This is a genomic window from Cohnella caldifontis, assembly GCF_029360585.1.
Classification (GTDB): Bacteria; Bacillota; Bacilli; order Paenibacillales; family Paenibacillaceae; genus Cohnella; species Cohnella caldifontis.
Genome location: NZ_JAQZSJ010000008.1, coordinates 1 through 14,155 on the forward strand (window position 1 = coordinate 1; position 14,155 = coordinate 14,155).

Below are 14,155 nucleotides of genomic sequence, written 5' to 3' on the forward strand. Positions count from 1 at the left end.
TCGCTTGAAATCGTCCGAAAGTGCCGGCGTTATCCGATTTTCTCGTACATCTCGCTTGAAATCGACCGAAAGTGCCGGCGTTGTCCGACTTTCTCGGACATCCCGCTTGAAAACCCTCGAAAGTGCCGGCGATGTCCGTCTTTCTCGGACATCTCAATTGAAAATCAACCGAAAGTGCCGGCGTTGTCCGATTTTCTCGTACATCTCGCTTGAAATCGTCCGAAAGCGCCGGCGTTATCCGATTTTCTCGTACATCTCGCTTGAAATCGTCCGAAAGCGCCGGCGTTATCCGATTTTCTCGTACATCTCGCTTGAAATCGTCCGAAAGTGCCGGCGTTGTCCGACTTTCTCGGACATCCCGCTTGAAATCCCTCGAAAGTGCCGGCGATGTCCGACTTTCTCGGACATCTCAATTGAAAATCAACCGAAAGTGCCGGCGTTGTCCGACATTCTCGGACATCTCGCTTGAAATCGTCCGAAAGTGCCGGCGTTGTCCGACTTTCTCGGACATCCAGCTTGAAATCGACCGAAAGTGCCGGCGTTGTCCGACTTTTCCGTACATCGACCCGAGAAATATCACGATCCTTCCAACAGCCTGATTGCCGCATCGGCGTAACATCCGTTTCCCATCTCGAACTTCTGTTTTCCCTTCTCAATCGTCGGATATCCCATCTCCCCAAAGTTTCTTATCCCATTCAGACGCGGGATTTCAGCTTTTTGCCGGTGGGTCGGATTGACTAAATGACATAAATGACATAACATTAGAAGCAATACAGATCGCAAAAGGAGATCCCCGATGAACAACGACCGGCAACCGTTATATATGCAGATCCAAGAGCATTTCAAAGATTTGATCCAGACAGGCCGATTGAAGGAGAACGATAAAATTCCGTCCGAGAAAGAATTGATGGAACAGTTCGAGGTCAGCAGGATCACGGTCGCCAACGCTCTGATTCAACTGGCGAAGGACGGCTGGATTTACCGGATCCCGGGGCGGGGGAGCTTTGTCAGTCCGGACCTCGGCCGGCGCTTGTCCGCTTCGGATTCCCGTCCGGAGACCGGCGCGGCGTTGCCGGTTTCACCGGCGGCGGCTTCGTACCGGTCGTCCCCGGCGAAGATCATCGGGCTCATCATGCCCGTGTTGGTCGATTATTTCGCGCTGCGATTGATTCACGGCATGAACAGTATTCTGGAGAAAAGCCCTTATCGCCTGCAGATCGTGCAAACGTTCAACTCCGTCGAGCGGGAGAAAGAAGCGATCCTCGATCTGATCGACAAAGGAGCGGCCGGACTCATCATCTTCCCGTGCGACGCGGAAACCTATAACGAAGAAATTTTGGCGCTTAAGCTGAGGGGATATCCGTTCGTGCTGATCGATCGATATTTCCATGGGGTAGAGACGAACGTCGTCCGCAGCGACGGCTTCATCGGCGGAAAGCTGGCCGTGGATTGCCTCTGGGAACTCGGACATCGGGATATCGCGATTTGCTCCGACTCCCCGCTCGCGACGATTACGGTAGAGGACCGGATCAACGGGTACATGGAAGCGTTGAAACAGAAGAAGGCCATGATCAACCCGGCTCTCATCCTGACCGAGTTCACCGTCGACTACAAAGGCGTCGACAAGGGGCATCCGTTGTTCCGTTTCGTCAAAAACCGGATGGCCACGGCCTACATTACGCTGAACGGACGGTTAGGCCTGCACATTTCCGCGATCTGCCGCCAGCTCGGCCTTCGGGTTCCGGAGGACGTTTCCATTCTCAGCTTCGACGATCCTTCGCCTGAGCTCGAGGACTCCAGCTTTTTCTCGCATATCGCCCAATCCGAGTTCGAAATGGGAGCGGAGGCGGTCAATATCCTGCTGGATATTCTTCGGGATCCGGGAAATTCGGCAGAAACGAAGTTCCGCAAAATCGTCTTGCAGCCTGAACTGGTCCAGCGCCGTTCGACCGGGCCGGTTCCGGTCGGGAAGAAGTAATAGGGAAAGGGTTCATTTTTCGCACTTGCGAGATTTCATGCGCAAGTGCTTTTTTTATTCGGATTGGGCTTACGCATGGGGCGGGGAATTGTGTAAAAAAGTTTCCTAACAGCGCATTGATGGCGGGTTCTGCGAGGGAATTGTGTAAAAAAATTACATAACTACGCGGGGTTGGCGGGGTTGGCGGGTTTCGTGGAGAGTTGTGTAAAAAAGTTACATAACTACGCGGGGTTGGCGGGTTCTGCGAAGGAGTTGTGTAAAAAAGTTGCTTAACTGCGTGAAGTTGGCGGGTTCTGCGAAAGGGTTCAACTTCGCGGGGGTTGCTTATCTAGAGACGGGCAGTGCGAACGAAAGGGGGGCGTTTAAGGACAAAGAATCTGCGGTGCATCTCCCGCATGCAATAGGCATGCCCGGTCGGTTTCATATCTATCCTATGCGGTGAAGTTACCCTTGTCCTTGGAATCCGATCATGCCTTCGAAAGGAGGTCGTTTCCTCTAGGTCCCCCCACATTCCGCGCCGTTTCACGAAAATGCGCTTCACCCATCCTCGATTCGATCACACCTTGACTTAAATGACATATATAAATATAGTAAATAATACAATTAAGGGATGGAGTCTTTTTCCAAAGGGGTGCTGTGATGAGAAGGCATAGGGACGGCGTCATTGCCGCGGCGATCCTGACGCCGATGTTCCTGTTTTGGCTGGTGGTGTCCGGATTCCCCACGTTATTCGGTTTCTTCCTCGGTTTCTTCGATTGGGTAGGCTTGAACGATAAGCCGAATTTCATCTGGCTGGACAACTTCGCCCATTTCTTCCGCGACCCGGTGTACACGCACGCGCTGTGGCGATCGATCTGGCTGGGCGGGCTCGTGACGGCCGTCACGCTCGCCGCCGGTTTCGGCGCGGCGCTGCTCATGAATCTGCCGCTGTTCGGCAAAGGGGTGTACCGGTCGATCTGGTACATTCCCGCCGTTACGTCCACGGTCGCCACGACCCAAGTGTTCAACATCTTCCTGGACACCAACAACGGCGTGATCAACAACATTTTGAAAGCGCTTGGCAAAGAGCCGATCGTCTGGCAGTATTCGGCGTCCTGGGGCATTTTCTGGATCGTCGTGTACTCCGTCTGGAAAGGGGTCGGGGGAGCCGCGCTCATCTGGCTGGCGGGACTGCAGTCTGTCGATCCCGTCCTGTACGAGGCGGCGGACATCGACGGCGCGGGGCGGTGGGGGAGGCTGCGGTACGTTACGCTGCCCGGGCTGAAGCCGATCGCGACGTATATCGTCATCACCAGCCTGATCGGCGCCATCCAAATCTACGAGCAGGTGCTGTTCATCACGAACGGCGGTCCGTACGGGCAGACGGAGGTGCTCGTGTTCCGGATCTACCGCGACGGTTTCTGGGATTTCAATCTGGGCATGGCCGGCGCTTCGTCGCTGATCATGGGGATCATCGTCATCGTCGTCACGGTGATCTATTACTCCTGGTCGACCCAATCGGATCGAAGGACGACGATTCCGGTCAAGCCGCTGAAAGGAGGAAGGTAACCCGTGAACGAACCGCTGCGGATCAAATGGAAAAAACGGCTCGCGCCCATCCATCTGCTGGGGCATGCGGTGCTGCTCGGCTTCGGGCTCGTCCTGCTTTATCCGCTCGTCTTCATGGTGTTGTCGGGCTTCTTCAACAAAACCGAATTCATGCAAACGATCCTCGGCGTGTTCCCGACCCCCAAGGAACCGACGCTCGCCAACTACAAGTCGCTGATCTTGGGCTCGAAAGACGCGGCGGTCACGACGTACCTCGCGAACTCGGTCATCCGCACGGCCTACAACACGATTTGGGCGCTGCTGACGTCTTTTCTGGCCGGCTACGTGTTCGCGCGGCTGAAGTTCAAAGGCAAGGACCAGCTGTTCCTGGTCCTGCTCGCCACGCAAATGATCCCGGGGACGCTGGCGATCATTCCGACTTACCTGGAATTCGCGAGGTTCCCGTTTGCCGGAGGCAATGACGTTTTCACCGGCGGGACGGGCATTTTGAACACGTGGTGGGTGTATTTGATCGGCGGCCCCGCCATCAATATCATGGGCACCTTCCTGGTCAAGCAATCGCTGGAAAAGGTGCCGATCGAGCTGGACGAGGCGGCGATCATGGACGGGGCGGGCACGATGCGGATCATATTCGGGATCTTGCTGCCGCTGCAGCTGCCGATCATGGCGTTCATCGCCATCACGACGGCGCTCGGGACGTGGAACGACTTCGTGACGCCGTTCTTCTATACGACCAGCGACGGGCTGCAGACGCTTCCCGCCGCCATCACCCGGATTTCTTCCGTCGGGGCCAGCCCGGGAGCCGTCATCAACTACCCCATGATCATTACGCTGAGCCTCGGGATCACGCTGCCGGCCCTGCTCATTTTTTTCTTTTTCCAAAAGTACATCGTGCAGGGGCTGGCGAATACGGGGATCAAGGGATAGACATTCGATCAAAAATAATATTTGTACTACAAAAGATATATAAGACATATTGAATATGGTAAAACGATGTGGTATCGTAGGCTTGAAAATGATTCTAGAAATGGAGGGTTTCGGGATGAAGTTCAAGAAAACGGGGGCAGCCGCGCTGGCCATGCTGCTGTCGATCGGCTTGGCGGCCTGTGGAGGGGGCGGCGGTTCGAACTCGGATGCCGGCCAAAGCGGAAGCCCAAGCGCGAATCCGAGCGCCAGCCAAGGGGGCGCCCAGACTTCCGATTCCGGATCGAACGGCGGCGTCGCCATAACGGTGCTGAACGAAGGGGCCGTCGGCATCGGCGTCGGCGCGGTCACCGACCTGCTGCCGGCGAAAAAGAAATCGTTGATGGCGGACGAAACGCTCAAGCCGAAGCCTCAGGAAGCGGACTTCAACTACACGCCCGGCAACCCGGTCAACCCGAACGTTTTCCCGTACTTGTATCAATCGATCATCAACGACAAGCTGAAAAGCAAAAACATCGCGCTGAAAACCGAAGACTGGGGCTGGGGCGAGCCGCTGATCCAGAAGCAGACGGCGGGCTTCCTGGCCGGCAACATGCCCGACATCATCGTCGGGGAAACCCAGATGCCCGGTTTCGCCCAGCAGGGACTGCTCGAGCCGTTCCCGGACGACATGGCGCAATATATCCGCGACAATATCGCGCCGGCGGCCTGGAAGCCGATGGAGGTGGACGGGAAGATCTACGGCTTCGCCTCGCAGCCGGGCGTGAACAGCCTGTTCTGGAACAAGAAGCTCGTTAAGGAAGCGGGGCTGGATCCCGACAAGGCGCCGGCTACGTGGGAGGAACTGTCGGCGAACCTCCGCCGGGTGACGGAAGCGGGCAAGGGCAAGTTTTACGGCGGCGGCGTATACGCGGGACCGAACGCCGGGGGTTACTTGCGGTTCGGAACCCTTCTCGTCATCAACAACGGGGGCTTCGCGGACGGACAGGGGAAACCGACGTTCAACAGCGACGCCAACGTGGAGACGGTCACGTTCCTGCGCGAGCTGGGCCAGTACCACCCCGCAGGCTTGATGGTCAACACGAACGAAGGCACCTATTTCGACGCCTTCAAGAAAGAACAAATCGCTTACCTGATCGACGGACCGTGGCGCGCCATCGAAAGCGCCTCGCTCGGCATCGACTACGGCATGGCGCCCATCCCGCTCTCCTCCGACGGCAAACCCGGCAACATCACGATCGGGGCGGCGTTCCATTCCGTGCCGAAATCGGCCAAGAACAAAGAAGCCGCGTTCGAATACATCAAAGCGATGTACAGTCCGGAAATCCAGACGTTGATCGCCGACACCGGCGTGCGGTCCCCGGTCCTGAAATCGGTCGCCGAATCGTCGGATTATCAGCAGAAGCATCCGGAAATGTACCAGCACTACCTGGCCATGGCCGGCAATGTGCAGGGACTCCCGACATTCCCGAAGGAAAGCTCGAAGGTGTGGCAAATATTCGGGGACGCCGTCACGAAAGCCATCATGACCAAAGGCGACGTCAAATCGATCCTGGACGACGCGCAGCAGAAGGCGGAGGCCTCTATTAAATAAATCCCCCGGGATCCACAGGATGGGAGCATGAAGCATGCCGTACGAACCGAATCCGACCATCATGAACAAGGCGAGGCGGACGTTGTCCGAACTGCAGGAAGCCGTGTACGAGCCGATGGCGGCGCTCGCCGTAACCGCATGGGTGACGAAAGAACCGGTGCCTTACTCGGAGCGGGAAAGCGGCAGGCGGATCACTCTGCGGCCCGGAGACAAATGGGGAGACTTGTGGGACTGCGCCTGGTTCCGGTTCGAGGGGGTCGTGCCGAATTCCCTGAAGGGCCGTAAAGTCGTGCTGTTGATCGACGTGAATGGCGAGCTGTGCCTGGTGGACGGCGAAGGCACTCCCCTCCAGGGCCTCACGAACGTGAACTCGGAATTCGACCTCAGCCTCGGCTTGCCGGGCAAGAGGGTCGTGGACGTCAGCCCGTCGGCCCAAGGCGGGGAGATCATCGATCTGTGGGGGGACGCGGGCTGCAACGACCTGTTCGGCCGGTATCGGAGCGGCACGCTGAAGGAAGCGGAGATCGCGGTCTGCCGGGAAGACGTCCGGCGGCTGTACCATGATTTCGAAGTGCTGATCGAGCTCGCCGATCAATTGCCGGACGGCAGCGCGAGGAAAGCGCGCGTCTGCCAATGCTTGTACGAGGCTTCGAACGCGCTCGCCTCGATCGACGCCGAAAGCGTCCGCCGCGCGTCCGAGATCGTGGCGGAAGAGCTGGCCAAGCGCGGCGGGGATCCGGAGCTGACGGTCAGCGCGATCGGCCACGCGCACATTGACCTGGCGTGGCTGTGGCCGATCCGCGAAACGATCCGCAAAGGCGCCCGGACGTTCTCCACCGCGCTGCGCAACCTGGAGAAATACCCGGACTACGTGTTCGGAGCCAGCCAGCCGCAGCTGTATCAGTGGATCAAGGAACGCTATCCGAAGCTGTATGAGCAGGTCAAAGAGCGCGTTCGGGAAGGCCGCTGGGAGGCGCAGGGCGCGATGTGGGTGGAGCCGGACGCGAACGTGCCCGGCGGCGAGGCGCTGGTCCGGCAAGTCCTGTACGGCAAGCGGTTTTTTCGGCAGGAGTTCGGCCGGGACGTCCGGGTGCTGTGGCTCCCCGACGTCTTCGGGTACGCCGGAAGCCTCCCCCAGATCCTGAAGAAGTCCGGAGTCGACTTCATGATGACCCAGAAGCTGTCCTGGAACGCGTACAACGCGCACCCGCACCACAGCTTCTGGTGGGAAGGCATCGACGGTACCCGGGTGCTCGCGCATCTTCCGCCGGAGGATACGTACAACAGCCCCGCCGCGCCGCGGTCGCTGGCGAAGATCGAGCGGAACTACGCGGACAAGAACGTGTCGAAGCACGCGCTGATGCTGTTCGGCATCGGCGACGGCGGCGGCGGGCCCGGCGAGGAGCATCTGGAGCGGCTGGCCCGGGTAAAGAACCTGTCCGGCTTGCCGCGGGTCGTCCAGGAGCCCGCCGAACGCTTCTTCCGCCGGCTGGAGGAGGAGGCGACTCGCTTTCAGGCGTTCCGGGGAGAGCTTTACCTCGAGAAGCACCAGGGAACGCTCACAACGCAAGGCCGCAGCAAACGGTACAACCGCTTGATGGAAATCGGCTTGCGCGAGCTCGAATTCGCCGCGTCGCTGCTCTGGGCGCTGGGCGGCGGAGACTATCCGGCCGAGAGGCTGGAGGAGATTTGGAAGGAAGTGCTGCTCTACCAATTCCACGATATTTTGCCCGGGTCCTCGATCACGCGGGTGTACGAGGAGTCGCTGGCTCGATACGAGGTTTTGCTGGAGCGGGTCCAGGGCATAACCCGGGACGTATACGGCCGCGTGGGCGCTCTGTCCGGCTGGTACGGAGAACCGGTCGTGTTCAACTCCCTCCCTTGGGACCGGGAGACATGGGTGCAATGGAACGGCGAATGGCGCGAGGTTCGGGTGCCCGCCATGGGATACCGGAAGCTCGCGGAAGCCTCCCTGCCGCCGAGGCAAATCGAAGGGCTGCTGGCCGGAGAGCGCATGCTGGAGAACGAGCGGCTGCGCGTCCGGTTCGGCGAGGACGGCAGCATCGTTTCGGTTTTCGACAAGACGGCCGGGCGGGAAGCGCTGGCGCCCGGGGGCCGGGCGAACGTTTTCGCGGTCTACCATGACGACGGAGACGCCTGGGATTTCCCGCGGGACTACCGCGAGAAAGGCGCCGGCACGATGCGGTTGGAGGCAATCGCTGCTTACGTGGACGGACCGAAAGCGACCGTGGAGCAGACGTACCGTTTCGGCGATTCCGTGCTGACGCAGCGGATCGCGTTGACCAGCGGCTCCCCGCTCCTGGAGTTCGCGACGGAAGCCGATTGGCGGGAGTCGGGCAAAATGCTGCGCGTGTCGTTTCCGACGGCGATCCGAACCGAATTCGCGAACTGCGAAATCCAGTTCGGTTATTTGAAGCGGCCGACGCACCGCAATACGATGACGGAGTTCGCGAAGGACGAAATCTGCGCGCACCGGTATATCGACCTGTCCCAGCCGGACTACGGCGTGGCGCTGCTGAACGACTGCAAATACGGGCACAGCGCGCTAGGCGGCGTGCTGGATTTGAACCTGCTCCGGAGCCCGTCCTATCCCGATCCGACGGCGGACCGCGCCGTGCATCGGTTCACCTATGCGCTGTATCCGCATGCGGGCGATTTCGTCGAAGCCGCCGTCTATCGCCATGGATACGAGCTGAACGTCCCGCTTGCGATCGTGGAGGCGCAGGGGCGGGCGGATGGTGACGGTAACGTAAAAGAGCCGATATCGTTGGTTCGGGTCGATCATCCCTATGTGATGGTAGAAGCGGTTAAAAAAGCCGAGGACAGCGACCATCTGATCGTTCGGCTCTACGAAACGGCGGGGACCGAAGCGGACGCGGCCGTGTCCGTCGGTCTGCCTTGCGAATCGATCGAAGAAACCGATTTGATGGAAAACCCGATCGCCGTCTTGGGCACGAACGCATCGCGGGCGGCGCTGCGGTTCGCTCCTTTCGAAATCAAAACGGTTCGCGTCCGGTTCCCCGGTTGAAGGCGGGCGGACGCCGGCGGGGCAAGGAGGGGAATCATGCGGGAGAGAAACCGGGAGGAAGAACGCACCGGGTTTCAAGAGGGATCGGCGTACGGGGAAACGTACGATCTGCAGACCGATTTCGTGATGGTTTACGGCATTAACGATTCCATGCCGGAAAGAATTCGGCAATGGAGGAGCCGAGGATACCGCGTGCATCTCATGACCGGTGTTTCCTGGGGCGGGTATCGGGACTACCTGGACGGAAAATTCGACGGCCGGCCCCATTGGGACGAGGCGCAGCGGTACAAGCACGGCGAGAACATCATCCATGGCACGTCGGCCGACATCCCGTACATGGTGCCGACGATCGCGTATTCCGATTTCCTGTTCGAGCGAATCCGTCCCGCCGTGGACGAAGGCGTCGACGCGATCCACCTGGAGGAACCGGAGTTCTGGGTAGAAGGGGGGTACTCCGAAGCGTTCCGGCGGGAGTGGCGGAATTACTACGGCGAGCCTTGGATTCCGCCCCACGAGTCGGAAGATGCGCAGTATCGCGCGTCCAAGCTGAAGGCGTATTTGTACGCCCGCTGCCTCGACCGGCTCTGCTCGGCGCTGAAGGAATATTCGATGTTGCGCTACGGCCGGCCGCTCCGGTTCTACGTGCCGACGCACAGCCTCATCAACTATGCGCAATGGCGCATCGTCAGCCCGGAATCGAAGCTGCTGGATTTGCCTTCGATTAACGGGTATATCGCGCAGATTTGGACGGGGACGTCCCGGACCGCGAACGTCTACGAAGGGCGCCGGGCGGAAAGGACGTTCGAGACGGCGTATTTGGAGTACGGGATCATGCAGGAACTGGTGCGCGGAACGGACCGGCGGATGTGGTTTTTGCATGATCCGATCGAAGACGATCCGAAGCGGACGTGGCGCGACTACAAGGAAAACTACCTCAAAACGCTGACGGCGTCGCTCCTGCATCCCGAAGTGTCGCATTACGAGGTCGCGCCTTGGCCCAGACGCGTTTTCGAGGGGCGGTATCCGAGCGAAGACGGGAGCGGCAAAGAAGGCATCCCGGCGGACTACGCGACCGTGCTGCTCACGGTAATGCATGCGCTGGGCGATATGGACCAGACGGACCTGAAGACATTCGGGGGCGGGGGGCCGATCGGCGTCCTGCTGGCCGACTCGGCCATGTACCAACGGATGCGGCCGGGCGTGGACACTGCCGGCTTCATGATGAAATACGACGGGACGAACGCGGTGGAACTGACGGACGAGTACGCGCTGGAACTGCTGAACTTTTCCCCGTTTTACGGTTTGACGCTGCCGCTTCTGAAACATGGCATGCCCGTTCGGCCGGTACAATTGGACAACGTCCGCCGGTTCCCCGGGTACCTCGACGATTACCGGGTGCTGGTGCTCAGTTATGAGTTCATGAAGCCGGAGCACCCGGACTTGCACCCCGCGCTGGCGCAATGGGTGCGGGACGGCGGCGCGCTCGTGTACGTCGGGGACGACGGCGATCCCTACCATCGCGTGAGAGAATGGTGGAATAGGGGCCGGCGCGTTTACCGTTCTCCCAGGGAGCACCTGTTCGAAAACTTGGGCGTGGAGGCGGAATTGCCGGAAGGGGTCGCGCGCGTCGGCAGCGGGGCGCTCGCTTATTTGCGCATGCGTCCGGACCGGTTCGCCGACAGCGCCGAAGCGGCTGAGCGGCTGCGGGACATGGTGAAGGCGGCCATGGAGAGCTTGGGCGATCCGAGCCTTCGCTGGTCTCCGGCTAACCATTTCGGCATCCGCCGGGGGCCGTACGTCATCGCTTCGGTGATGGAGGAGTCCGTGCATGACCGCCCGCTCGAGCTGAACGGCCGATTCGTCGACTTGTTCGGGCCGGGGCTGCCGATCATGCGCCAAGTCGTCCTTCCGCCGGGCCGCCAGGCTTTCCTGTACGATTTGGATTACGGAGCGGCGGAAACGAGCGGGATCATCGCGGCCTCTTCCCGGGTGGAGGAATTTCTGGAAGAGGCGCGCTCGATTGCCTTTACCGCGCGGGGCCCGCGAACGGTGAAAGCGGCGGCGCGGATCCGCTGCCCGGCGATGCCTTCGGCCGTGGAGGCCGAGAGTGGCGACGGGACGCGCGTTGCGCTGCCGTACCGGTGGGACGGAGAGACGCGGACGCTGCTGGTCCGTTATGACAACGATCCGGCGGGCGTTCGCATTACGATTCGGACATAAGGGGAGAGGAACATGGAGACGACGCTTCGCCCGCCGGCCGTGCCGCTCGTGACGGTGGATCCTTATTTCAGCGTCTGGTCGATGGCGGACCGCCTGACCGACGATTTCACGCGGCATTGGACCGGCAGAAGGAATGCCCTGACGGGCTTGATCCGGATCGACGGCGCGCCATGGAGATTCGCCGGCAAGGTGGAGCCGAACGCGGAGCTTTACTATGCGGAACCGGCGCCCATGACGCAGGTCGAGCTGGAAATCACGCCTCTGTCGAGCGTCTATCGGTTCGAGGAGTCGGGGGTTCGGTTGGAATTGAAGTTCACGACCCCGTTGCTGCCGGACGATCTGGAGCTGCTGTCCCGGCCGGCGTCTTACGCGGCGTTCTCCGTCCGCTCGACGGACGGCAAGCCTCACCGGGTGCGAATCTACTTCGACGTGACGGCGGAATGGTGCGTCGATACGAGCGAACAGAGGGTCGCGTGGCGGCGGGAAGAGACGGAGCGGCTGAACTTTCTTCAGTTCAGTCACGTGCGGCAGGATTATTTGAATCGTTCGGGGGACGATCTGCGGATCGACTGGGGACAATTCTACTTGGCGGTAGAACGGGACCCTGCCATCCGGACGTATATCGAGTCGGCGGACATCCGGAAGCAGTTCGCGAGAAACGGGGAGATTACGCCGTCGGAAAGGTTCGAGATGCCTCGGGAAGCGAGAGACCGCCACCCCGTGCTCGCTTTCGCCTGGGATTGCGGCGAGGTCGGGACGGAAGCCGTATCGAGCGTTGCCGTACTCGCCTATGACGATGTGTATGCCGTCGAGTATTTCGGCGAGAAGCTGCAGGCGTACTGGAAAAGAAGCGGGTTGTCGGCCCTCGGGATGGTCTCGGCGGCGTTCGGGGAGTACGGGGAACTGTCGGCACGCTGCGCAGACTTCGACCGGAAGCTGCGGGAAGAGGGCATACGCGCGGGCGGCGGGAAGTACGCCGACCTGCTGGCGCTGGCGTACCGGCAGGCGATCGCCGCGCACAAGCTGGTCGCGGATCGGGAAGGGAACGTCCTGTTCCTGTCCAAAGAGTGTTTCAGCAACGGCTGCATCGCCACGGTGGACGTCAGCTACCCCTCCATCCCCCTGTTCCTGCTCTGCCAACCGGAGCTCGTCAAAGGGATGATGAGGCCGATTTTCAAATACGCGGCAAGCGACGCTTGGCCGTTCGAATTCGCGCCGCACGACGTCGGGCAGTATCCGCTGGCCAACGGGCAGGTGTATGCGGGGAATGCCCGGGATGGGCAAATGCCGGTCGAAGAGTGCGGCAACATGCTGATCATGGCCGCGGCGGTTAGCTTGGCGGAGAAGAGCGCGGATTTCGCGGAGGAGCACATGGCGCTGCTGTCCCGGTGGGCGGAGTATTTGCGCGAAAACGGCCAGGATCCCGAAAACCAGCTGTGCACGGACGATTTCGCCGGCCATATGGCCCGCAACGCCAATCTGTCGGTGAAAGCGGTCATGGGCGTCGCCGCATATTCGCTGCTGCTCGGCATGAGGGGCCGTACCGAGGAAGCGGAGCGCTGGAGATCCGCGGCCGCGGACATGGCGGCCAGGTGGGAGGAGATAGCGGGTGAAGGGGACCATACCGTGCTCGCATTCGGGTCGCCCGGTACCTGGAGCTTGAAGTATAACATGATTTGGGATTCCCTTTTCGGGACCCGTCTGTTCGGCGATTCCGTCGCGAAACGGGAAGTCAACTGGTACGCCGGGAAGCAGAACCGGTACGGCGTGCCCTTGGACAATCGGGCAACGTATACGAAGGCCGACTGGCTCGTCTGGGCGGCGTCGCTGGCGGACGACCGCGAGACGTTCGCCGGCCTGATCGAGCCGCTCTGGCAGGCGCTGAATGACACGCCTGACCGCGTGCCGTTCACGGACTGGTACGACACGCTCACGGCGCGGCAAATTGGGTTTCAGCACCGCAGCGTGGTCGGCGGCATTTTCATCCGGCTCCTGCAGGAGAAAGGGCTGGGCGCGGCCGGCGCTTCATTCGCTCGGGCCGGCGGCCACGTCAAATAAGCGAACGGCCGCTCGACGATCTCAATCGCACTCGATCCTGCCGTGCAGAGGGAGAAATTCCCTCTGCATTTCGATTTGGGAGAGTGCGAGCAGTTAAGAAACATTATTGTTCAACGTCTTGACTTCCCTCTCGGATCCGAGCAGTTAAGAAACAATATTGCTCAACGCCTCAATTTTCCCCTCGGATCCGAGCAGTTAAGAAACATTATTGCTCAACGCCTCGACTTCCCCCCTTAGATTCGAGCAGTTAAGAAACATTATTGCTCAACGTCTCGACTTCCCCCCTCAGATTCGAGCAGTTAAGAAACATTATTGCTCAACGTCTCGACTTCCCTCTCGGATCCGAGCAGTTAAGAAACATTTTACTCATCTCCTCCTCCCCCTCGGAAGCTGTTGGGCGTCAACAACTGGTACACTCTCCCGTACACGGCTGCGGGGGAGTCTTTGCGTTGGAGGCGCGCGTTGCTTCCGTGGACGTGCCTCTATCGCTGAAAACGCCGGATAGCGGCGGGGCCGGGGCTCGATTCCGCTGCGGCGGAGCAAATGCAACAGTTTCTCGCCGGCTGTTAGCTGCCGATGCTCCCCGAACAGGAGATACACCTCTCGACATCCGCATCCCCTGCCTAAAGTTCCATTTTCATGGGAAATTGTGTCGAAGGACTTGTATAATATATACAACATATTTAACATATTTTAATGAGGGCCGTATTCCGAAATCGGAAGCCGCCAACAGGAGGTGAAGCGGGGTGCACGGGCAACGGCTCCGCAATCGACGAATCGCGAG

8 protein-coding genes are annotated in these 14,155 nt (G+C 60.0%); all 8 read left to right on the forward strand.

The window, feature by feature from the left end:
- Positions 1 to 469: hypothetical protein (locus tag PTZ19_RS12915; RefSeq protein WP_276354990.1), on the forward strand; the 469-nt coding region annotated here is incomplete at its 5' end.
- 327 nt (positions 470 to 796) lie between these two features.
- Entirely contained in the window at positions 797 to 1,978 is a 1,182-nt protein-coding gene (locus PTZ19_RS12920) for a GntR family transcriptional regulator (RefSeq protein WP_276354992.1), read from the forward strand.
- A gap of 639 nt (positions 1,979 to 2,617) precedes the next feature.
- The gene (locus PTZ19_RS12925; protein WP_276354995.1) at positions 2,618 to 3,526 is read left to right on the forward strand and encodes a carbohydrate ABC transporter permease; all 909 of its coding nucleotides are present in this window, start codon (positions 2,618 to 2,620) and stop codon (positions 3,524 to 3,526) included.
- 3 nt (positions 3,527 to 3,529) lie between these two features.
- Positions 3,530 to 4,453, forward strand: coding sequence for a carbohydrate ABC transporter permease (locus PTZ19_RS12930; protein WP_276354998.1), 924 nt, complete (start codon positions 3,530 to 3,532; stop codon positions 4,451 to 4,453).
- A gap of 115 nt (positions 4,454 to 4,568) precedes the next feature.
- Complete coding sequence (locus tag PTZ19_RS12935; RefSeq protein WP_276355002.1) at positions 4,569 to 6,044, forward strand: extracellular solute-binding protein; 1,476 nt, start codon at positions 4,569 to 4,571, stop codon at positions 6,042 to 6,044.
- Positions 6,045 to 6,078: 34 nt separating this feature from the next.
- On the forward strand, positions 6,079 to 9,093 hold the full coding sequence (locus PTZ19_RS12940; protein WP_276355004.1) for an alpha-mannosidase: 3,015 nt from the start codon (positions 6,079 to 6,081) through the stop codon (positions 9,091 to 9,093).
- A gap of 36 nt (positions 9,094 to 9,129) precedes the next feature.
- Entirely contained in the window at positions 9,130 to 11,313 is a 2,184-nt protein-coding gene (locus PTZ19_RS12945; RefSeq protein ID WP_276355007.1) for a hypothetical protein, read from the forward strand.
- 12 nt (positions 11,314 to 11,325) lie between these two features.
- Positions 11,326 to 13,371 (forward strand): glutaminase family protein, encoded by a 2,046-nt coding sequence (locus PTZ19_RS12950; protein ID WP_276355009.1) that lies wholly within the window; start codon positions 11,326 to 11,328, stop codon positions 13,369 to 13,371.
- Positions 13,372 to 14,155 lie beyond the last annotated feature (784 nt).

What these genes read in the sequence shown, in the direction of transcription:
- PTZ19_RS12920 (WP_276354992.1), top strand. Translation starts at nt 797, where the DNA reads ATGAACAACGACCGGCAACCGTTATATATGCAGATCCAAGAGCATTTC.
- PTZ19_RS12925 (WP_276354995.1), top strand. Translation starts at nt 2,618, where the DNA reads ATGAGAAGGCATAGGGACGGCGTCATTGCCGCGGCGATCCTGACGCCG.
- PTZ19_RS12935 (WP_276355002.1), top strand. Translation starts at nt 4,569, where the DNA reads ATGAAGTTCAAGAAAACGGGGGCAGCCGCGCTGGCCATGCTGCTGTCG.
- PTZ19_RS12940 (WP_276355004.1), top strand. Translation starts at nt 6,079, where the DNA reads ATGCCGTACGAACCGAATCCGACCATCATGAACAAGGCGAGGCGGACG.
- PTZ19_RS12945 (WP_276355007.1), top strand. Translation starts at nt 9,130, where the DNA reads ATGCGGGAGAGAAACCGGGAGGAAGAACGCACCGGGTTTCAAGAGGGA.
- PTZ19_RS12950 (WP_276355009.1), top strand. Translation starts at nt 11,326, where the DNA reads ATGGAGACGACGCTTCGCCCGCCGGCCGTGCCGCTCGTGACGGTGGAT.